This is a genomic window from Flavobacterium sp. (genome assembly GCF_017744675.1).
GTDB lineage: Bacteria > Bacteroidota > Bacteroidia > Flavobacteriales > Flavobacteriaceae > Flavobacterium.
On record NZ_JAGIAV010000002.1, the window covers coordinates 579,719 to 601,227 of the forward strand.

Consider the following 21,509-nt stretch of genomic DNA (forward strand, 5'->3'; position numbering starts at 1 on the left):
TAATGAAAACAGAAAAAGAAAAAATGATCTCTGGCGAATATTACAACGCCTTTGACCCTGAATTACTAAAAGGACGCCGCTCTGCAAAAAATCTTTTGCATAGCTTAAACGTAAAAGAATATAGAGTTACCAAAAAAGCAAAAGAGATCTTGAAAGAACTGATTCCGAATGCTGGAGCTGGTTTATATATAGAACCGCCTTTTCACTGTGATTATGGCTATAATATTTTCTGCGGAGAAAACGTTTATTTTAATGTGAATTGTGTTGTTCTGGACTGCGCGCCTGTAACTATTGGTTCGAATGTGTTTATTGCACCAAATGTTCAAATTTATACTGCTTCTCATCCGCTTGACGCTGAATTGAGAAAAACATTAGAAAATGCTTATCCTGTTACGATTGGAGACGATTGTTGGATTGGCGGAAATTCGGTTATATGTCCTGGCGTAACTATTGGAAAAGGTTGTGTTATTGGAGCTGGATCTGTAGTCACCAAAGACATTCCAGACAATTCGCTTGCAGTTGGAAATCCAGCAAAAGTAATTCGAAAATTAAATCAAGAACCTGAATCCAAAAAATAATGCTTACCCTTAATAAAGTCCATCATATTGCCATTTTATGTTCCGATTACGAAAAATCGAAATATTTCTATACTCAGATTTTAGGTTTGACCATAATTAGAGAAATCTATCGCGAAGAACGCCAGTCTTATAAATTAGATTTGGCTTTAAATGGCACATATGTTATTGAGTTGTTTTCTTTTCCAAATCCTCCCCAAAGGCCTTCACGTCCAGAAGCTGTTGGTTTGCGCCATTTGGCTTTTGAAGTGATTAATCTGGAAGAAACCATCGCTTTTTTAACTTCAAAAAAAATAGAATCTGAACCGATTAGAATTGATGAAACTACTGAAAAACGTTTTACTTTTATTGCTGATCCAGATTTGCTTCCAATTGAGTTTTACGAAAGATAAATAAAAGAAACAAAGGGACATAGTTGCAAAGTAACAGAGGTTTCCCTCACTTTATATCATACTATTCTTCAAACTACACGCATATTATTAATTAAAATAAAAAAACTTTGTCCCTTTGTAACTCTGTAACTTTGTCTCTTTTTTAACGAAAGAATTTTCCTATTTATATCAGTTTTAACACACTAAAATGAACTTTTCTTAGAAAAAACCGAATATCATGCTTAATTTTGTAACCCGCAGAAAAAAATGCGGATCTTCAAATTTAACGTGATGAATAAAACGGCGCAAATCAAAAAAAATCATCAATTAATCAAACTTCGAAAATTAGTTATTGTTTCTATTTTAATTGGTTTTCTTTCCGCTTTTCTCGGAATCTCACTCAAAAAAATAACAGAATATTACGAAGAAATCTTCTTTCACGAAGTATCCATTCACCCAATATTCTATATCGTATTTCCAGTTTTCGGATTGTCAGTAATTTATTTCTTAAGACAATATCTTTTCAAGAAAAAAGAAAACAAAGGAATCAAAGAAGTTTTTGAAAGTACAGCATCAAAATCTAAGAACCTTCCTTCTTATAAAATTCCATCTCACTTCATCAACGGATTATTAACGGTCATTTTTGGAGGTTCAACCGGAATCGAAGTTTCTACCGTTGTTGCCACAGCAACGATTGGTTCTGTTGCTCATGAAAAAGAAAATGTGTTCCGCCAATACAAAACAGAGTTAATCTGCGCGGGTGTTGCAGCCGGTGTTACCGCACTTTTCAGCAGTCCGATTGCGGGAGTTTTATTTGCTTACGAAGTAATTTCCAGAAAAGTTACTCGTGCATTTGTTATTTCAAACCTAATCGCAGTTTCTATCGCTTTTGGCTTATTAACCATTTTAAAAGAAGAACCTTTGTTTGCGGTTTCAATCGCAACATGGCATTTGAAAGCAATTCCGTACTTTATTCTTTTAGGAATCTTAGCGGGAATGAATTCAGTTTACTTAACTCGTTGCGTTTTATTCTTTAAATCGCAATTTGCTAAAATCAATACACATTATTACAAAATCATTTTAGGCTCTATTGTTTTAAGCGCATCATTATTCTTTTTCCCTCAACTGTACGGAGAAGGATACCACGCTATAAAAGGAATTTTCGGTAACGCACCTCAAATGCAATTGACGATAACTTTAGCTTTAACATTTATTGGAATTTTAATTCTGAAACCTATTGTTACTTCCATAACATTGGCTTCTGGAGGCGATGGCGGTGTTTTTGCACCTAGTTTATTTATCGGAGCATTTTTAGGATTACTATTAGCTTCGGTTTTAAACAGCTTTTTTCACGTCAATGTAATTCCAGTTAACTTTATGATTATCGGAATGGCTGCAGTTTTAAGTGCTAGTATTCACGCGCCTTTTACAGCGATATTCTTAGTTTGCGGCTTAACAAACGATTATACTTTGTTTTTACCGATTCTTGTAGTTTGTTTGATTTCAAAATATACTGCAAAAACAATTTATCCGTATACTGTTTACAGTTATTCGCCGAGTTTAGTTAAATAATTTCAGACTAGTATATAATCTAAAGATAGAATATACAGCAAAGTATATTTAAAAACATAACGAGTAAATTATAATACCACAATAATGCCAACTGAAAAAATAAAAAGAAGCTATCGCAAAACACGCTACATCCTTTACAAAGAGACTTTAATTGATTACAAAGAACACTTTTGGTCGTTTCTAGGTTCTTTTGTCGGAATTGGAATATTAGCCTATCTAGAATCTTCACAATTTACAGGAAGCGATGTTGTTTATTTAATTGGCTCTTTTGGCGCTTCGAGTGTTTTGATTTATGGAATTATACAAAGTCCGTTTTCACAACCCAGAAATTTAATTGGTGGCCATCTTATTTCAGCCTTTATAGGAGTTAGCATAAACAAACTAGTACCAGATATTGTCTATATTTCTGCTCCTCTTGCTGTTTCTCTTTCCATTATTTTCATGCAGATTACCAAAACATTGCATCCGCCAGGAGGTGCAACAGCTCTAATTGCGGTTACAGGTTCTGCCCAAATAAAAGCTTTAGGCTATATGTATGTAATTTCGCCCGTTCTAATTGGCGTTTTAATCTTATTTTTAACCGCTTTGATTTTTAATAATATGACTTCTAGCAGAAGTTATCCAAGTCATAGTACGTATCACAAACATTATCATAAGATTCGAAAAAGATTGGCGAGAAAATAAGTTTTTCTTTATCGAATGTCACCCAGAGCGAAGTCGAAGGGCGCTCCAATCGGAAAAGGGCTTCGACTCCGCTCAGCCTGACAAACTAATTGACAATCAATTTTTTAAAATCTTTTCAACAAATCACGATTCGTAATTCGTATTTCGTTTTTTATATTTTACCTTTGACCTCTCAATAAAAACAAAGATTATGGTTTATAAATTTAGAGTTATTCTAGACGCCGAAGAAGATATTTTTAGAGACATCGCTATTCTTGAAGATGATACTCTTGAGGATTTACACAATGCAATCTTCAACTCTTTTGGCTTTGACGGATCAGAAGTGGCTTCATTTTATACTTGTGATGATACTTGGAATCAAGAAGATGAAATTCCGCTTTTCGATACAGGAGATGTTCCTGGCGAAATAAGAACCATGAACGATTATCCGTTATCTAGTATTTTAGACAAACAAAATACAAAGATTATCTACGTTTATGACTTCATCAGCATGTGGACTTTCTTAGTTGAATTGGCTGCTGTAGAAGATGAACAAGTTGGAGTTACTTACCCAGAAACTTTATATTCTCACGGTGAAATGCCAGCAGACGCCATCGAAAAAAACTTTGAAGCTGATGACATGCACGACGACATCTATGGAGAATTTGAAGACGACCTAGACGAAGACGATCTAGACATGTTCGAAGGAGACGATAGTTTTGAGGATTATGGGTTTGAGGAGAATTGGAATTAGTTTTTGAGGGACAAAGATTCAAAGTGACAAAGTAACAAAGATTTTCTCTTAAGAGCCAACACTTTATTTTGTGAGTTTTTTCTTAATTTTATATTTGATTTTTTTAATATAAAATATGAAAACTTTTCGCGACCTTTTGATCTGGCAAAAATCTATGAATTTGGTAACTGAGGTTTACCAAATAACAAATTCATTTCCCAAAGAAGAAATTTATGGATTATCTTCTCAAATTAGAAGAAGTTCAATATCAATACCAAGCAATATTGCAGAAGGATATGGCAGAAATGGAAATACTGAATTACTAAGATTCTTAAATATTTCTATATCATCCTTATTTGAAATGCAGACTCAACTTGAAATTTCATTCAATTTAAAATATATAACCGAGTACCAATTCAGTAAAATAAATGGTGAAAGCAGGGAATTAGAGCGAATGTTAAGCGCTTTTATAAAAAAATTAAAAGAGCGCAGATAAACTTTGTTTCTTTGTCACTCTGTCACTCCAAACTTAAAATAAATGATCAACCTATTCAACACCCACATCGATACCCTTGCGATACATCGCGTAGGAAACAAGAGCCGTAACGAAGCTATTTTTTTATCAGAGCAGCCGTTTAATCTAAATGACGAGATTGTGCCTTTGATTAAAGAATTCTTTTTTAAGCCTTTTAGAGAAAAAGAAGAAAACTATTATCAGTTTGCACATGAAGTGGACTTGGACTACAACGACATGTTTAAATTTGCAACTGAGATTTTTGCTAATCCGGCGAGTGTTCATGAGGTTTCTAAAAAAATCACTAAACATTTATACGAGCAGTCAAATCACCCGCACATTAAAAACGGAGAGGTTTATGTAACCTATTTGACAAACCTTAGTATTGACAACAATGTTGTGGATGCAATTGGGATTTTTAAAAGCGAATTGCAAGCCGACTTTTTACAGTTTGAAGAAAACGGAAGCAACCTTGAAATGATTTTACAGCAAGGAATCAACTTGAGTAAATTGGATAAAGGATGTTTGATTTTCAACTATAAAAAAGAAGAGGGATATAAAATCCTAACTGTAGATAGCAACCGTTACGACGCGCGTTACTGGTTAGAGCACTTTTTATCTGTTGATGCTTTTGAGGATGAAAATTTCATCACTAAAAAATATTTAAAATTCTGTCAAAACTTCGCAAAAGACGTTGTTTTGCCAGCAGAAGACAAGAAAGAGGAAGTAATGTTTATGAACCGATCTGTGAATTATTTCGCTAAAAATGATCAGTTTGAAGAACAGAATTTCTTGAATGAAGTACTAGACAATCCTGATTTGATTCCTGAATTTAAAAACTATAAAGTTGATAAAGGAGAAAAATACAGCATCGAAGATGTTACCTCATTCCCTATTGCCAATGCAGCAGTTTCTGACGCTAGAAAATCGATTAAAAACGTAATTAATTTGGATACTCATATTCAGATTAAAATGGATTTCATCAATCCTGAAAGTGCAGAAAAATTTGTTGAAAAAGGCTGGGATGAAGAAAAACAAATGTATTACTACTTAGTTTACTTCAACAAAGAAGAGAAAAGCTAAGGGTTTTCATTTTCTATTACTTACTTATAATACAGAAAACGGCAGCTACAATTGTAACTGCCGTTTTTTTTATTGCAATTGATTTTCTAAAACAAAGCGAAAATCGATTTTAGAATATCATCGTAAACTTGTTTGTCGCGTTCACCTGCTCTTGCCAAAACTCGAATTCCCGAATAATTGTTAAAGATAAATCGAGCCAAAGATCGAGCTTCTTGTTTATCGGAAATCTGTCCGTTCTCCTGCCCTTTTTTTATGGCTTCACAAAAAATATCTTCGACTATTTTCTGATTTTCGTGAACGATCTTTCCAATTTCAGGATCATGCATCGCCAGTTCAACCGAAGAATTTACCATAAAACAGCCTTTTGTAATTCGGTCCTGAAGACTTTCTACAACCGCCTGTTTAAAAATTTCAGTAAAAGCCGTTTTTATATTTTCAGCATTCCCTAATAAATCTTTAAGAATCTCATGGTTTTGCTGCTGATATCGTTTCAATGCCTTTACAAAAAGCTTTTGCTTGTCTCCAAAAGTATCATACAAACTAGAACGGCTTAATCCTAAATGATTAACCAAATCTTGAGCCGAAGTTCCGTTGTAACCTTTGTGCCAAAAAATCTCAATAGCTTTATCTAAAGCCTGATCTTCATTAAATTCTTTCGTTCTAGCCATGACATCTAAATTAAAATTCAACACAAAGATACAAAAATACGGAACAATCGTTCCTGAATTAGTCAAAAAAATTATACAACGGCATTTACAGTAAGTCCACCATCAACTACAATTTCACTTCCTGTAATAAACGATGCATCTTCAGAAGCAAGGAAACTAACCGTTTTTGCAATTTCAGAAGCTTGTCCAAAACGCTTCAATAGAATTTTTTCTCCCAACACGGCACCAAAACCTTCAACTTCAGCTTGTTCTAAACCTAATTTACCATAAATTGGTGTTTCAATAGGTCCAGGAGAAACAGCATTTACTCTAATTTTTCTTGGTGCCAATTCTGTTGCAAATACTTTGCTTAATGATAATACTGCCGCTTTACTTGCTGCGTAAACACTTGAATTTGGCATTCCAACGTGAGCATTTATAGAAGTATTAAGAATTATTGAGCCTCCATCGTTTAAAATTGGCAATACTTTTTGAACGGTAAAATAAACGCCTTTCACATTTACATTCATAATACTGTCATAATGATCTTCTGAAGCTAAATCTACTGGAGCAAAAGCTGCAATTCCGGCATTTAAGAATAAAATATCCACTTTTCCGAATTTTGCTTTTACTTCTTCAACCAAATTATCAATTGATTTTAAATCAGATTGGTCTGCTACGATTCCAGTAACGTTCAATTCTTTTTCTGCTTTCGCTAAAGCCTCTTTGTTTCTTCCTGTTACAATTACTTGTGCTCCTTTTGAGACTAAATCAGCTGCTGTTGCATATCCAATTCCACTGTTTCCACCTGTTACTATCGCAACTTTGTTTTCTAAATTTTTCATTTTATTGTTTTTAAGTTATTGATTATTCAATTATTACGGTACAAAGATATAATAACGGAACGATCGTTCCGTTATTCAATATGTTAATTTTTAGTTAAAATAAAATTCTACCTACTTTAAACCTTTAATTATAAGGGAAACAACTATTTAACAATAGAGGAAAGAAATTATAAAATAGCGTTCTTTCTTAATTTATGCTTAATTTTGCATTAAAAATTACTACAGATGGATATTCAATTTTTCAAAGAAAGTCCTTTTACCACTATAATTTCATTCCAAAAGCTAATTGAATCTTTTGAAGAAATTGCCTTGTCAGACGTTGATTATAGATCCAATTATGCCAAAGCAATTTTAAAACAGATTGATTTAATTCCAGAACTGAGAACTGGAATTCAAGATTATTCTGTTATTAAAGAGAATGAAGCTTTAATCAAAAATATTTTGGCCGATTTATTTCCAACTGCATTGACGCACAACGAAATAAAAGCTGTTACTATTCCATTTCAAAATATCTCCTTCAATTATACGGAACGTTTCAAAAAAATCCTTAAAAATGCAGGAGATGAATTTTATATGGAAATTCGTGATTTTAGCGAACATCAATTCTATATTAACAACTGCTGCCTTATTCTTAGCTATTACTACAATCAGCGTATTGATTTTAATCAGCCTTTTTTCTACGATATTCCAGATGAAAATGGTGTAGAGAAACATTATAGAATTTTATATAACGCTGATTTCATGGAAGTTATTCCGACTGAAAATTCTGTTCCGTTAACGCAAGAAGATATCGACCAATTAATTGATAATTATAACGATATTGATTTATGGAAATCTAAATTCCCAAAAGGAAGCTGGATTTTAAGAGGTTTCGGAATTGTCTCCTTGTTTGACGCCACAACAGAAAGTGCCATATCGATCTTAAAGAGCAGTCTGTTGAAACCAGGACCAAAAACGGTAGCGACAGATGAAGAAGTTTCTAGCATTTTTCAGTCGATTTTTAACCTTCCAAATTTAAAAGTCGGATTTATCATTTATAATGCTGAAGAAGAGAAATTTATAAGACCAGCGAGATACGAAAATCAGATGAAGAGCTTTTTGCTTTCTGCCGATCAGGAAGTAGATTGTAAAAATGCGTTTTTTGGATGTTCATTCGAAAATTTAGTAGACAATAGAGAACCTTTTGTTATTTCAAATGTTAGCAAATTCACAGAAAACTCAAGCAATAAAAGACTGGGCGAACATTTGCTTTCACAGGGAATTCAAAGCTGTATTTTTGCGCCTGTTATCAAAAACGGACATTTATTGGGCGTTGTTGAGTTGGTTTCTCAAAATCCTAGAGATTTAAACAGCGTTAATGCTACCAAACTTGATTTGGTTCTTCCGTATTTAACAGATACTATTGATCGCTACAATACCGATATGCAACATCAGATTGAAGCGATTATTCAGCGAGAATACACCACAATTCACCCGAGCGTTTATTGGAAATTCAAGAGAGAATCGCAGAATTATTTTCAGAATATGAATCATACTAAAGATTACATTTTTAAAGAAATCGTTTTTAAAAATGTCTATCCGCTGTATGGTCAAATCGATATTAAAGGTTCGTCTGAGCACCGAAACGAAACGGTAAAAATTGATTTAAAGAATCAGCTTACGGCTCTTTTGGAAATTTTTGACAATCAAGAATCCAATTCTAACCTTGTGCTTTTGGAACAAAGAAAATTTGAATTGGAATCGCTTAGAAGTGAATTGGATTTTCCTTTAAAAGCAGATACAGAGCAACATGTTCAGCGCTATATTGAAGAAGAAATTCATCCGATTTTAAAAAATACCAAGAGCAGTGCAAAAAGCGAAAAGCTAGAAGCATTGTATTTTGAAAACCTGGATGAAAAAACAGGAATGTTTTATCAGGAAAGAAAAAAATTCGACAACGCCATGTCGATTATCAATAAAAGACTGGCAAGCGTTTTAGATAGAAAACAAATTGAAGCACAGCAGATTTATCCACATTACTACGAACGTTTTAAAACAGATGGCGTAGAGCATAATTTGTATATCGGAGCTTCAATTTCGCCAACAAAACCATTTGATATCATGTATCTGCACAACCTTCGTTTATGGCAATTGCAGACTTTATGCGAAATGGAATTGGAACACCACGATCTTAAGGCCTCTTTGCCTTATGAACTGGATGTTACTTCATTAATTTTAGTTTTCAGTTCGCCTCTTTCAATCCGTTTTAGAATGGATGAAAAACGTTTTGATGTTGACGGAACTTACAATGCCAGATACGAAGTCGTTAAGAAACGAATTGACAAATCGCATATTAAAGGAACAAGCGAAAGAATTACTGAGAAAGAGAAAATCACAATTGTATATTCTCAAAACAGTGAAGAAGCAGAATATTTAAAATACATTAAATACCTGCAGCACAAAAAAATTCTTGAACCTTCAATAGAACAATTTGAAGTAGAAGATCTTCAAGGGGTTTCTGGTCTGAGAGCAATTCGTGTAAAAGTAATAAACAACGAATCTAATTCAGAAATTAAAAAAATAACCTATCAGGATTTACTAGATGAGCTCAACTAATTGGTTGAGCTTTTTTTTGACTTTATTTATTGAATAACTTACTGAACGCGGATGACACGGATTCGCTATCGCGAAGACGCGGATAAAAACGGATTTTTATTTTTTTTGAATAAACTAAAAAAAGCTTTGTCGAAGTTTAGAACTTTGACAAAGCTTTCTGCATTTTGAACTATGTGTTAGAAACAAGTTTCTTTCTTTATTCTTTTTGATTTAGAAAAATCTATCTTTCTATGTGTTTAAAATTTTAAAATTAAATCGATTTAAAAGCAATCACAAAAGCAATAACCGTTATAATAATTCCGAACATAAAGAAGTTATACGCAATTCGGAGCAGATTGTATTTTCGCTGTAAAACCAATCCTAAATAATACAAATCCTTAATCATGGTTGAATAAAGATAATCTCTATCTTTCATCATTTCATTCATTGCCCAATCGTAATCTTCGAGAGGCATTTTATAGAAATTTCCAAAAAACATTAAATTGACTTTTTTATCCTCAACATCATTTCGGGTAAAAAATCCTGAAGTTACTTTTGGACGTGTAGAAAGAATGGCAAAAATAATGGTAATTACGCTCGACATCAGCATAATAAAAGTTGGAACCACGAGATGAGCATTTTTCGGACTATCCAATTTAGGAATAATCGACGAAAGAGCAATCGAAATAATAATTGCATTTACAGACAATAAGATATTGGCTTTACTATCGGCAATGCCACTTAAGCGGGTATGATTTCCAAGCGTAACACGAAATAGAGTGTCAATTCCGCGATCTGGTTTTTCTGCTTTATCTTTCTTTTTGTTTTCTTCTTCGAGTGCCGCTGCAGCTTTCAATTCCTGTTTATTGATTTTTTTCTGAATTAATAAAAGGTTTTTCTCTTTCAGAGGCTGCCATTTTCTTAAAGCATAATCGGTATAAAATCGGTGTTTATTCAGCAAGAAATTCAAATTTTCTCTCGTCCATTCGGCATTAGAAAAATTCACTATTCCCGTATTTTTCAATTCTAGGCGAAGCAACTCGCAAGTTGTCACATATTCAGTTCCCATTAAATGAGCGTAATCTGCATCTCGAATAATTTTCTCCAAATGTGTTTTAGGTTCATATTCTTTAACGGTCGCCAAAATCAAACTTGACACCAAGGCTATAAATTCTTCCGATTTTCCTTTTTCGCGCAAAAATTCAGCCGCAATTTCAGTACTTTTCTTTTCATGATTTTCATATCCTTTAATATATCCCGTATCATGAAACCATGCGGCAACCAAAAGCGCTTCCTTATCCTCACCTTCTACGTCTTCTTTTTTACACAGTTCTTTTACCGCCGTAACCACTGTAAAAGTATGATTAAAATTATGGTAAGAATATAAATTAGAAAGTTTATCTTTGAGTAAATTACCAACAAAATCCTCGGATTGTTCTATTAGATTCATAAAGAATATTTTTATACCACTAAATTATGAAATTGTTTTTGGATAATCATTTTATTGCTAAGATTAAAAACTATTCTTTAGCAATTATGGCCCTATTCATCGTGTACTCTTGTTCGACGCGTAAACCGCAGTACGGAAAAAATGTTAGTGCCAATGAAACAGAAAACGCTACCGATACTATAAAAATTGCACATACTTTTTTTCTTGTTGGCGATGCAGGAAATGCAGACGAAGAACAAGCACAACAAACACTCGAGCTTTTGCACCAAAAGCTGAAAAAAGCAAGCAAAAAGTCGACGCTTCTTTTCTTAGGAGATAATATCTATCCAAAAGGTTTCCCTAGTAACAAACACCCTGAAGATAAAGCTTTAGCAGAAACAAAACTGACTAACCAATTAAAATTAACCGAAGGTTTTAAAGGAAAAACAGTCGTAATTCCTGGAAATCATGATTGGTACAGCGGCATTAAAGGTTTGGAACGTCAAGCTGATTTTGTGACGAAATATTTGAACGATAAAAAAAGTTTTCTTCCTAGAAAATCATGCCCAATTGAAAGTGTAAAAATCGATAGCACCACAACTTTGATAGCTGTTGATAGTGAATGGTTTTTGGAAGATTGGAACGATCATCCAACTATAAATGATGATTGTGAAATTAAAACTAGAGAAGCTTTTTTTGAAGAATTAGAAGGGCTTTTAAACAAAAATCAAGAGAAAACAGTTGTTTTGGCAATTCATCATCCGTTATTGAGCAACGGAACACACGGCGGACAATTTTCGTTAGAAAAACAATTATTTCCTTTAGAACAAAAAATTCCTCTTCCTGTTATTGGTTCATTCATCAATTTAGTGCGAAAAACAGGCGGAGTTAGTCCGCAGGATATTCAAAACAAACAATATACCATTTACGCTAAAAGAATTAAAACACTTTTGCAAAAGCAGAAAAATGTAATTGTGGTTTCTGGACACGATCATAATCTACAATACATCAGTAAAGAAAATATTCAGCAGATTATCAGCGGTGCCGGATCAAAATCGGAAGCGGCAAGAGCTATTAATCCTTACGATTTTTCGTATGGCGGAAATGGTTATGCCACACTAACTATGTATAAAAGTGGTGATGCAAAAGTTTCTTTTTATGGAAATGAAAATAATAAAGAAAAACTGCTTTTTGAACGCGAAATTATCAAAGCCAAAGAAATCAATTGGGCTTCAGATATTCCGAATAAATTTCCTGCAACGGTAACCACTTCGATTTATTCGCCAAAAATGACTCAAAAAAGTGCATTTCATAGATTTTTGTTTGGCCAACACTATAGAAAATATTACAGTCTTCCTATTGAAGCGACCACTGCAACTGTAGATACTTTAAAAGGCGGTTTAAAACCCATTCGCGAAGGCGGCGGACATCAATCGGTTTCATTAAGAATGTCTGATCCTCAGGGGCGTGAGTTTGTTATGCGTGCCATGAAAAAAAGTGCTACTACCTTTTTACAATCAGTTGCTTTTAAGGATCAATATATCGTAAATGATTTTGAAAAAACGTATGTAGAAGATTTCTTGTTTGATTTTTATACTTCATCGCACCCTTATGCTTCTTTTGCTATTGGCGGAATGTCCGATCAAATTGGTTTGAGACATACGAATCCTATTTTATATTATATTCCGAAACAAAATGGTTTGGGCGAATTTAATGCCAGTTTTGGAGATCAATTGTATATGGTCGAAGAAAGACCAGCCGACAATCATTTGGATGGAAAAAATTTCGGAAAACCAGACAATATTATTGGAACCGATGACATGATGCTGAATCTTCATAAAGATGAAAAATATGTTGTTGATGAAAAAGAATATATAAAAGCGCGTTTGTTTGATATTCTTTTAGGAGATTGGGACAGACATAGCGATCAGTGGCGTTGGGCTGAATATAAAGAAAATGGAAAGGTAATTTACAGACCAATTCCAAGAGATCGTGATCAGGCGTTTGTAAAATATGATGGCGCTTTGCTTTCTCTTATCATGAATATGCCACCGCTACGTCATATGCGAACTTTTAAAGGTGATAGAATCAATGTAAAATGGCTTGGAAGAGAACCTTACCCAATGGATTTGGCGTTTTTAAAAACCGCTACAGAGAAAGAATGGGTCGAAGAGGCTAAATACATTCAAGAGAATCTAACCGATGCCGATATAGATGAGGCTTTCAAGAACATGCCAAAAGAGGTTCAGGATGAAACGGTAGATGAAATTAAGTATAAATTAAAACAAAGAAAAAAAGATCTTCAAAAGTATGCTCGCGAATATTCTGATGTTTTAAGCAGAACCGTTATGATTGCTGGAACAGACAAAAAGGACAAGTTTGTTTTGAATCATAATGTAAAAAAAGGAATTGAAATTCAGGTTTTTAGAATTAAAAAAGAAGGCGATGAATTGGTTTACACAAAAAATGTAACCGATGATAAAACCAAAAATCTTTGGATTTACGGATTGGACGATAATGACACTTTTGAAGTAAAAGGAGACCAGAAATCTAGCATAAAAATTCGTTTGATTGGCGGACAGAATAATGATACGTATAATATTGAAAACGGCAGAAAGGTTATTGTTTACGATTTTAAATCAAAAGAGAATACTTATAATTTGGATTCTAAAACACAGACACAGTTAACCGATGATTACGATGTTAATCTATACAATTATGAGAGGCCAAAATACAATGTAATTGCGGGACTTCCTACCATTGGATATAACCCTGATGATGGTGTAAAAATAGGAGCGAACGTAAATTATACTGTCAATAATTTTAAACAAAACCCTTATACGCAAAGACATATTTTTAATGCTTTTTATTATTTTGCTACTGGCGGTTTAGAATTTAATTATGCCGCACATTTCCCAGGTTTATTAGGCAAATGGGTTATTGACGTAGAATCGCTGTATACAACTCCAAATTTTGCCATGAACTATTTCGGTTATGGGAATGAAGCACAATACAATGACGATTTAGGAATGGATTACAATCGTGTGCGTATCAGAAAATTTAATGCTTCGGGCGCGATTAGACACGTTGGAAGATTTGGAAGCGAATTTAGCATACAGCCAATTTTCCAGAGAATGACAGTTGAAGAAACCGAAAACCGATACATTAATATTCCGGGAATTGTAAATCCGGATGTTTTTGACAGCCAAAATTTTGGAAGCTTGAAGGTTAAATATGTATTTAAGAATTCCGATTTTGCTGCGAAACCAACTTTAGGAATGCACTTTATGATTGCGGGAACATGGACAGCAAATTTGGATGAAACCAAAAAGAATTTCCCAACACTTGAAAGTATCTTAGGTTTTACCCATAGAATTGATCACAACGGAAAACTTATTCTGGCAACTTACTTTAAAGGAAAAGTTATTTTCAATAATAACTACGAATTTTACCAAGGTGCTTCATTGGGTGGCGACACCGATTTGCGCGGTTTTAGAAATGAGCGTTTCTTAGGAAATTCTTATTTTTCTCAAAGTTCAGACTTACGTTTAAGTATTGGCAAAATCCGAAAAACCATAGTTCCTTTTACGTATGGAATTTTAGGTGGTTTCGATTACGGAAGGGTTTGGCTTGATGGCGAAGAGTCTAGAAAATGGCATCAAGATTACGGCGGTGGACTTTGGTTGAATGCCATAAATGTTATTACCGCAAGAATCTCTTATTTTAAATCTCCTGACGAAATTGGAAGATTGATTTTTGGAGCAGCGTATAGTTTTTAAAAAAGGTTCTAAGGTCTGAGATGCTAAGGTTCTAAGTTTTTCCCTTAACCTGAATTAAAAAATAGCCACGAATTCACGAATTTAATTATAAAACTTGTGAAATCGTGGCTGTTTTTTTTTTTGCCACGAATTACACAAATCTACACGAATTAAATTTTTATTCTGTAATAAAAAATTGCAGAAATTAGTGAACGTAGCAAACTATAAAAAAATTTAGCCATGAATTCACGAATGATTTTAAATAAAATTCGTGAATTCGTGGCTATTCTTTTTATTAATTAGGCGAATTATTTTTTTATTCTTCAAATAAAAATTAGCGGAAATTTGTGGAATTTGTGGCAATCTATAAAAAATTTTAGCCACAGATTCACGAATGATTTTAAATAAAATTCGTGAATTCGTGGCTAACTTTTTCTTAGAAACTTAGAAGCTTAGTGACTTAGAAGCTTAAATTCATAAACCTTTCCTCCTATTTTATTTGTTTTTTCGTCGGCGATTAATAATGTGTTGTTGTCTTTAAAAACGATAGCTTCTTTTTGTGAGAAGTGATTTAGATTTAATTCTGTTTGTGTTCCTTTATGGAATAAATCTCCCTTAAAATCTTTAAACAAAAGCACTTTATCATGGCTTAATAAAGCAACTTTTTTACCATCAGGACTTATTGTCGCACTTGTCAGTACGCAATGATTGTAATTGCTGCAAGTTTTAAATTCTCCTATTTTTACTGCTTTCTGAGTTCCTGCTGCATTTTTTATTTTGTAGATAAAAGCAGTTCCGTCAAAACCTTTACTTCTATTTTTGGTAAAAAGGTAGAAATAGCCGTCTCTCTCAAAAAAGCCTTCAACATCATAAAACATTTCTTTTTTCTTTGGCGGAAATTCTTTCTGTTCTGGATACGAAAATGAGATTTTATATTCGGCTTTTGCCAAATCATTTTGCAGCTGATTTTTTGCCACTTTATAGATGCACAAATCCCTTCTTTCGTTATTATTGTTTCCAAAATCTCCAATGTAGACATTTCCAGATTTGTCTTTTGTAATATCTTCCCAATCGACATTTGTAGCGTTTGAAATCGTAATTGTTTTGGCCAATTTCCCTTTAGAATCAATTGCATATATAGCATTTTTATTTCCGCTGTCTTCCAAAGTATAAAGTGTATTGGTTTCAGGAAAATACGCAATACCCGAAACTTCCTTTAATTTTTTCGGAAGCGAATAAAGTTCTTTCAAATCAGAACCAGACTGCTTTTGGCACGCTAATAAAACAATTGAACAGATAACTAAAAAAGGCTTTTTCATAAAATCTATTTTTTTTGAAACCATATAAGTCCTATAAGTAATTTAAAAAGCAATGCATAATTGAACTTATAGGACTTATATGGTAAAACTTTTAAACTAAATTAGTGTTTTTAAAATTACGCGTGATAAACTCAAATGCGGCCTGCATAATATGCCCCATCGATTTTGCGTTTTTAAATTTCATATCGTTCGTATAACGGTACAATTCCATTTTTAATTGCATCAGATGTTCATGGGTCGAAATCGTATCATGACACATAATATTGAGCAGTTTTTTAATTCTCGTTTCGGCTGAATGAATACGTTTTGCCAAAATCGCTCTTTCTTCATCTTTATACTGGATAATCGAACGTTCTTCCAATTTCTCTTTGATTAATTGAATCATCGGAAAATTTTCCTTGAAAAACTGCGGACGATATACTTTAAAATTCCCTTCGTAACATTGCTGATCAAAGTCGATCGGACGAATTTTATAGACAACCTGATCAAAATCGTGAATTGGCACAATTACATAATTGTAAGCGCGCATATCTCCTAAAAGGCGAATCATACAGCGCTCGTTAAATTTCACAAACTCTTTTGCAATCTGTGCTTTTTCCATCTCGCTGCATTTGTCAAGCAATGTATCCATGAAAACATCACCAGGAATTCCGATTATATGCTCTTCAATCAAAGTATCTTTATAAACCAAAAAGTTGATTTTATCTGGCGAAAGAATATCTTCCAATTCAAGTCCATAAATGCGCGAAGCATCTGCTTTTTTGATGTAAAAATGCACGTAGTTATCGTTGAGAATATTTCGAACTTTAATTCTAAAAGGTTTCGAATTTCCAAAAGTGCAATAGTCAATAGCGTCGACATTCAGGTACTGAATAATTTCATTATTTCCATCAGAATGCAGCAGCGAATAAATTTTCTTTAAATTTAAATCAATTTCATTGCGTTCAAATTCACTGTAATATACTCGTATCCAAAGCGTATCGGTATCATGTTTGTCATAAACATTTATTGAGCCCGAAAAACGAAGCAAGTCATCATAAAACACAGAAACTTTAGAAATACGTTCGTATCGCTCTAAATAACTTAAAAGTGGCTGTGTTAAAGGATAAGACGGTTTTTTTAAAACCATTAAAGGCTCGCTCATTTTGAATATCTTTATTACAAATTTACATCAATACGATTTAAAGTTAGAATTTAAAGTAACAAAAATCAACTTGGCTCGTCATACTAAAAACTAAAACCAGAAAAATTTGGAAACCATATTAACCATTGAGAATTTAAGCAAAAGATACGGCCGAATTCAGGCTCTGAAAAATGTATCTTTTCAAATACAAAAAGGTCGTGTTTATGGCATTCTAGGGCCAAACGGCAGCGGAAAATCGACTACATTAGGAATTGTTTTGAGTGTTGTAAACAAATCGTCTGGCAACTATCGCTGGTTTGACGGCAATGTAGAAACCCACGAAGCTTTAAAAAAAGTGGGCGCTATCATAGAAAGACCCAATTTTTATCCGTACATGACGGCCGAACAAAACTTGAAATTGGTTTGCAAAATAAAAAACATCAACTATTCTAAAGTAGATGAAAAACTAGAATTGGTTGGTTTAATTGAACGAAAAGACAGCAAATTCAGTACTTTTTCTTTAGGAATGAAACAGCGTCTGGCTATTGCATCGGCACTTTTAAACGATCCTGAGATTTTAATTTTAGATGAACCAACCAACGGATTAGATCCGCAGGGAATTCATCAGATTCGAGATATCATTAAAAAAATTGCATCTCAAGGAACCACTATCTTGCTGGCATCCCATTTATTGGATGAAGTAGAAAAAGTCTGTTCTCAAGTAATTGTTTTAAGAAAAGGCGAAGTTTTATATTCTGGCCCTGTGGATGGAATGTCTTCTAACGAAGGATTTTTCGAGTTACAAGCCGATGATAATTTAGTTCTAAAAACAGTTTTAGAAGAACATCCTGCTGTTGACAGAATTTCTGAAGAAGACGGAAAAGTTATCATTTACCTTAATTCGGATTTATCTGCTTCAGAATTAAACCAGTTTTTATTTTCTAAAAATATTGTTCTAAGCCATTTAGTAAAGCGTAAAAACAGTTTAGAAGCTCAATTTTTAGAATTAACCAAAAATGCCATCGCCCAAAAAAACTAAACCATGAAAAGACTTCTCTCTATAGAATTGCAAAAAATCTGGATGAACAAAGCCAGCCGCATATTAACCCTAACTTATTTTATATTACTTTCTTTTATAGCTCTAATTGCTGCCATAAAATTTGACATTGGAGTTTTTAAATTTCATTTGGCCGAAATGGGAATTTTCAATTTTCCATTTATTTGGCATTTTAATACTTATGTTGCCGCTTGGATGAAATTCTTTTTGGCTATTGTAATCGTTTCTATGATGGCCAATGAATATAGCTACGGAACTTTAAAACAAAATTTAATTGACGGCCTTAGTAAAAAAGAATTTATTCTATCCAAATTCTTAACGGTAGTTTTATTTGCTTTTGTCTCTACCGTTTTTGTTTTTTTAATGAGTTTAATTCTAGGATATTCTTTTTCATCCTATACTGAATTTGGAATCGTTTTTTCTGACTTAGACTACCTTTTAGCCTTTTTTGTAAAACTAACTGGTTTCTTCTCGTTCTGTTTGTTTCTAGGAATCTTAGTAAAACGTTCTGCATTTGCTCTTGGTTTTCTTTTGGTTTGGAGCATCATTGAGGCAATCATAAGAGGCGTTTTAGCTTTTAAAATTTTCCCAAACAGCGATATTGATAAAAAGTTTACCCAGTTTTTGCCTTTAGAATCAATGTCAAATTTAATAGTGAATCCAGGACCGAGATTATCGGTAATTAAAAACATTGGTTCACAAATGGGAATTGAAACAGGAGGTGATTATAGTGTAGATTATACGGCTGTTGTAATCGTTCTAACGTGGACTTTTATTTTTATTTATTTTTCTTACAAATTATTAAAAAATAGAGATTTGTAGTATATTTGCTACTATGAGTCAACTACGAACTTTTCTAATTTTACTTTTGTGCTGTTTTTGTCATAAAATCAGTGCCCAGAATATATCTGTTGACGACACAGCCACGCCAACAGATTTAATTCAAAATGTTTTAATTAATAGTTCGTGCATTGATGTAGAAAGTGTAAGTGCTTCGGGAAATCCAACTCCTAATCAGCAGAGTTACGGTACTTTTACCGCTGGCACAAACTTTCCTTTTTCTAGTGGAATAGTCTTAAGCACTTCTCCCAGCAAAAAGGCAGAAGGGCCATATAACCAACAAGGTTCTAAAGGTACACAAGTTCCAAATTGGAATGGCGATACCGATTTGAATACGGCATTAGGCATTAACAATAGCACCCAAGCAACTGTTTTAGAATTTGATTTTATAGCACTGACTAATTCAATAAGCTTTAATTATATTTTTGCTTCGAATGAATATCAAAACAATTTTCCTTGTATTTATTCAGATGGCTTTGCTTTCTTAATTAAAGAAGTTGGAAGCAGCGATAATTATAAAAATCTCGCTGTCTTGCCCAATACCAATACAGCAGTTTCGGCAACAACGGTTCATCCTAAAATAAACACCGTAAATGGCAGTGACGGAAAACCTTTAATTGGTTGTGAAGCCGTAAATGAGATTTATTTTAATGGCTACAATACAACAGCAAGCCCTGTTGATTATGCAGGTCAAACTGTAGTAATGAATGCATATTCGGATGTAATTCCTGGTAAAAATTACCACTTAAAATTAGTCGTAGCCGATGATGCCACTAGACAATACAATTCGGCAGTTTTTATTCAATCTGGTAGTTTTGAAACTAAAATAAATTTTGGCGAAGACAGAACTATAGCAAATAACAATCCTATTTGTTTTGGAGAAAGTTTTGTATTGGATACCCATTTAGATCCAGCTACTTATAATTTTAAATGGTTTAAAAAAGATACTTCTAATAATTTTGTTCAAATTCCGGGCGCAACATCTTCTACATACTCTGTAACTGCATCTGGAGCCTACAAAGTTGAAGCTTCTTTGAGCACCACAATGTGTTTATCTGTTGGAGAAATCACAATTGAGTTTGCTCCTGAAATTCAGTCAACCAATACCTCTTTATTACAATGTGATGACGATGCAGATGGTATAACCATTTTTGATTTGACTAAAGTGGCCAACATTGTAAAAAATAACAATCCACAAATTGCCAATCAAGGCTATTACGAAACATTGGCAGACGCGCAAGCTAAAACCAATTCAATTGCAAATCCGCAGCGTTATACAAACAAAGCTCCAAGTCAAATTGTTTTTGCTAGGATTGAAAACTCTTTTGGTTGCTATGCAATAGCTCAAATCACACTCAATGTTTCTAATACCGTAATTCCAGATCAAGCTCCAATTGCCAAGTGCGATGAAGATGGAATACAAGATGGTTTATATCAATTTGATTTAGCATCAGAAGTAACTCCTCAAATTTTAATGGGCTTGCCTCCTGGACTTGTAGTTAATTATTTTTTGACAGCTTCAGATGCTGTTACAGAAACAAATTCGTTACCCAATATTTTCAAAAATACAACTCCAAATAGTCAGACCATTTATGCACGCGCTGCAAATGGCTCCGATTGTTACGACATTACTCCTATTCAGTTAATTGTTCATACATTCGATCCTCCAAATTTTGAAGATGAAACTCAGTACTTATGCAAAGGAGACGAAATAACAATATCTGTTGCCACTGGGTTTAGTAGTTACGCATGGTCTAATGGAAGCGCTACAAATTCGACAGTAATTACTACTGCTGGTGATTACTCGGTAACGGTAACTGATGCGAATGGCTGTAAAAAAACGAAGAACTTCAAAATAATTTTATCTGAACCAGCTACGATTACAGGAGCAGATGTTAAAGATTTTTCTGAGAATGACAATACTGTGCAAATTCAATATACTGGTGCTGGAAACTACGAATTTTCTCTGGACGGAATTGTTTTTCAAGACAGTTCAACTTTTACGCAAGTAAGTCCAGGTATTTATAATGCAATTGCCAAAGACAAAAACGGCTGCGGTTTCTCTAATACATTTCAAGTGTATGTTTTAGATTATCCACGTTTTTTTACTCCAAATGGCGATGGATTTAACGATTTATGGGTAATTAAAAACATTGATCAGATGCCCGATTATACCATTTCTATTTTTGATCGCTACGGAAAATTGCTAAAACAAATGAATCAAAATGGTGCGGGCTGGAACGGAATTTTCAACGGACGAGAAATGCCTTCAGATGATTATTGGTTTACTCTTCTTTTTGTAAATGGAAAAAATGTTAAAGGGCATTTTAGTTTGAAAAGATAATTTTTTTTAAAATTCCAAATCTTAAATTCCAAATTCCAATCTCTGAAACTTTTAGTTCTGAA

At 33.5% G+C, this 21,509-nt stretch carries 17 protein-coding genes; 12 read left to right on the top strand and 5 right to left on the bottom strand.

The genetic code is table 11. The features are described 5' to 3' along the window. Positions 1-2: 2 nt before the first annotated feature. The 7 genes from J7574_RS07955 (at position 3) to J7574_RS07985 (ending at position 5,511) form a co-directional block, all read left to right on the top strand. Positions 3-578, top strand: a complete 576-nt coding sequence (locus J7574_RS07955) for a sugar O-acetyltransferase (RefSeq protein WP_290966713.1) — start codon at positions 3-5, stop codon at positions 576-578. Beyond that, complete coding sequence (locus tag J7574_RS07960; protein WP_290966716.1) at positions 578-967, top strand: VOC family protein; 390 nt, start codon at positions 578-580, stop codon at positions 965-967. Before J7574_RS07955 ends, J7574_RS07960 begins: the two co-directional genes overlap by 1 nt. 270 nt (positions 968-1,237) lie before the next feature. After that, positions 1,238-2,518, top strand: a complete 1,281-nt coding sequence (locus J7574_RS07965) for a chloride channel protein (protein WP_290966718.1) — start codon at positions 1,238-1,240, stop codon at positions 2,516-2,518. A gap of 84 nt (positions 2,519-2,602) precedes the next feature. After that, on the top strand, positions 2,603-3,202 hold the full coding sequence (locus tag J7574_RS07970) for an HPP family protein (protein ID WP_290966720.1): 600 nt from the start codon (positions 2,603-2,605) through the stop codon (positions 3,200-3,202). 190 nt (positions 3,203-3,392) lie between these two features. Further along, the gene (locus J7574_RS07975) at positions 3,393-3,935 is read left to right on the top strand and encodes a hypothetical protein (RefSeq protein WP_290966723.1); all 543 of its coding nucleotides are present in this window, start codon (positions 3,393-3,395) and stop codon (positions 3,933-3,935) included. Between the two features lie 115 nt (positions 3,936-4,050). Then, entirely contained in the window at positions 4,051-4,410 is a 360-nt protein-coding gene (locus tag J7574_RS07980) for a four helix bundle protein (protein ID WP_290966726.1), read from the top strand. Positions 4,411-4,452: 42 nt separating this feature from the next. Continuing rightward, entirely contained in the window at positions 4,453-5,511 is a 1,059-nt protein-coding gene (locus J7574_RS07985; RefSeq protein ID WP_290966728.1) for a nucleoid-associated protein, read from the top strand. Between the two features lie 86 nt (positions 5,512-5,597). Here J7574_RS07985 and J7574_RS07990 read toward each other — a convergent pair whose 3' ends face one another. After that, positions 5,598-6,179 (bottom strand): TetR/AcrR family transcriptional regulator, encoded by a 582-nt coding sequence (locus J7574_RS07990; protein ID WP_290966731.1) that lies wholly within the window; start codon positions 6,177-6,179, stop codon positions 5,598-5,600. Between the two features lie 71 nt (positions 6,180-6,250). Then, positions 6,251-7,003: an SDR family oxidoreductase gene (locus J7574_RS07995; protein ID WP_290966733.1), complete on the bottom strand. Its 753-nt coding sequence runs from the start codon at positions 7,001-7,003 to the stop codon at positions 6,251-6,253. A gap of 225 nt (positions 7,004-7,228) precedes the next feature. Here J7574_RS07995 and J7574_RS08000 point away from each other — a divergent pair, with 225 nt between their 5' ends. Next, a complete protein-coding gene (locus J7574_RS08000; RefSeq protein WP_290966737.1) occupies positions 7,229-9,598 on the top strand; it encodes a GAF domain-containing protein in 2,370 nt (789 codons plus the stop codon). A gap of 250 nt (positions 9,599-9,848) precedes the next feature. Here J7574_RS08000 and J7574_RS08005 read toward each other — a convergent pair whose 3' ends face one another. Further along, positions 9,849-11,027: a Pycsar system effector family protein gene (locus J7574_RS08005; protein ID WP_290966741.1), complete on the bottom strand. Its 1,179-nt coding sequence runs from the start codon at positions 11,025-11,027 to the stop codon at positions 9,849-9,851. A 26-nt stretch (positions 11,028-11,053) separates the two neighbouring features. On the opposite strand from J7574_RS08005, the gene J7574_RS08010 reads away from it, so the two are divergent. Continuing rightward, on the top strand, positions 11,054-14,785 hold the full coding sequence (locus tag J7574_RS08010; protein WP_290966744.1) for a metallophosphoesterase: 3,732 nt from the start codon (positions 11,054-11,056) through the stop codon (positions 14,783-14,785). 431 nt (positions 14,786-15,216) lie between these two features. Here J7574_RS08010 and J7574_RS08015 read toward each other — a convergent pair whose 3' ends face one another. Together J7574_RS08015 and J7574_RS08020 are read right to left on the bottom strand one after the other, a co-directional pair. Next, a complete protein-coding gene (locus J7574_RS08015) occupies positions 15,217-16,083 on the bottom strand; it encodes an SdiA-regulated domain-containing protein (protein ID WP_290966747.1) in 867 nt (288 codons plus the stop codon). A 91-nt stretch (positions 16,084-16,174) separates the two neighbouring features. Then, the gene (locus J7574_RS08020) at positions 16,175-17,227 is read right to left on the bottom strand and encodes a hypothetical protein (protein ID WP_290966750.1); all 1,053 of its coding nucleotides are present in this window, start codon (positions 17,225-17,227) and stop codon (positions 16,175-16,177) included. Positions 17,228-17,333: 106 nt separating this feature from the next. Here J7574_RS08020 and J7574_RS08025 point away from each other — a divergent pair, with 106 nt between their 5' ends. The 3 genes from J7574_RS08025 to J7574_RS08035 are packed head-to-tail and all read left to right on the top strand — an operon-like array spanning position 17,334 to position 21,447. Then, complete coding sequence (locus J7574_RS08025; protein WP_290966753.1) at positions 17,334-18,245, top strand: ABC transporter ATP-binding protein; 912 nt, start codon at positions 17,334-17,336, stop codon at positions 18,243-18,245. A 3-nt stretch (positions 18,246-18,248) separates the two neighbouring features. Further along, positions 18,249-19,085 (top strand): ABC transporter permease, encoded by an 837-nt coding sequence (locus tag J7574_RS08030; protein WP_290966756.1) that lies wholly within the window; start codon positions 18,249-18,251, stop codon positions 19,083-19,085. A 13-nt stretch (positions 19,086-19,098) separates the two neighbouring features. Continuing rightward, positions 19,099-21,447 carry a T9SS type B sorting domain-containing protein gene (locus J7574_RS08035; RefSeq protein WP_290966758.1) on the top strand — a complete coding sequence of 783 codons (2,349 nt, stop codon included), beginning with the start codon at positions 19,099-19,101 and terminating at the stop codon, positions 21,445-21,447. The last annotated feature ends 62 nt before the right edge of the window (positions 21,448-21,509 follow it).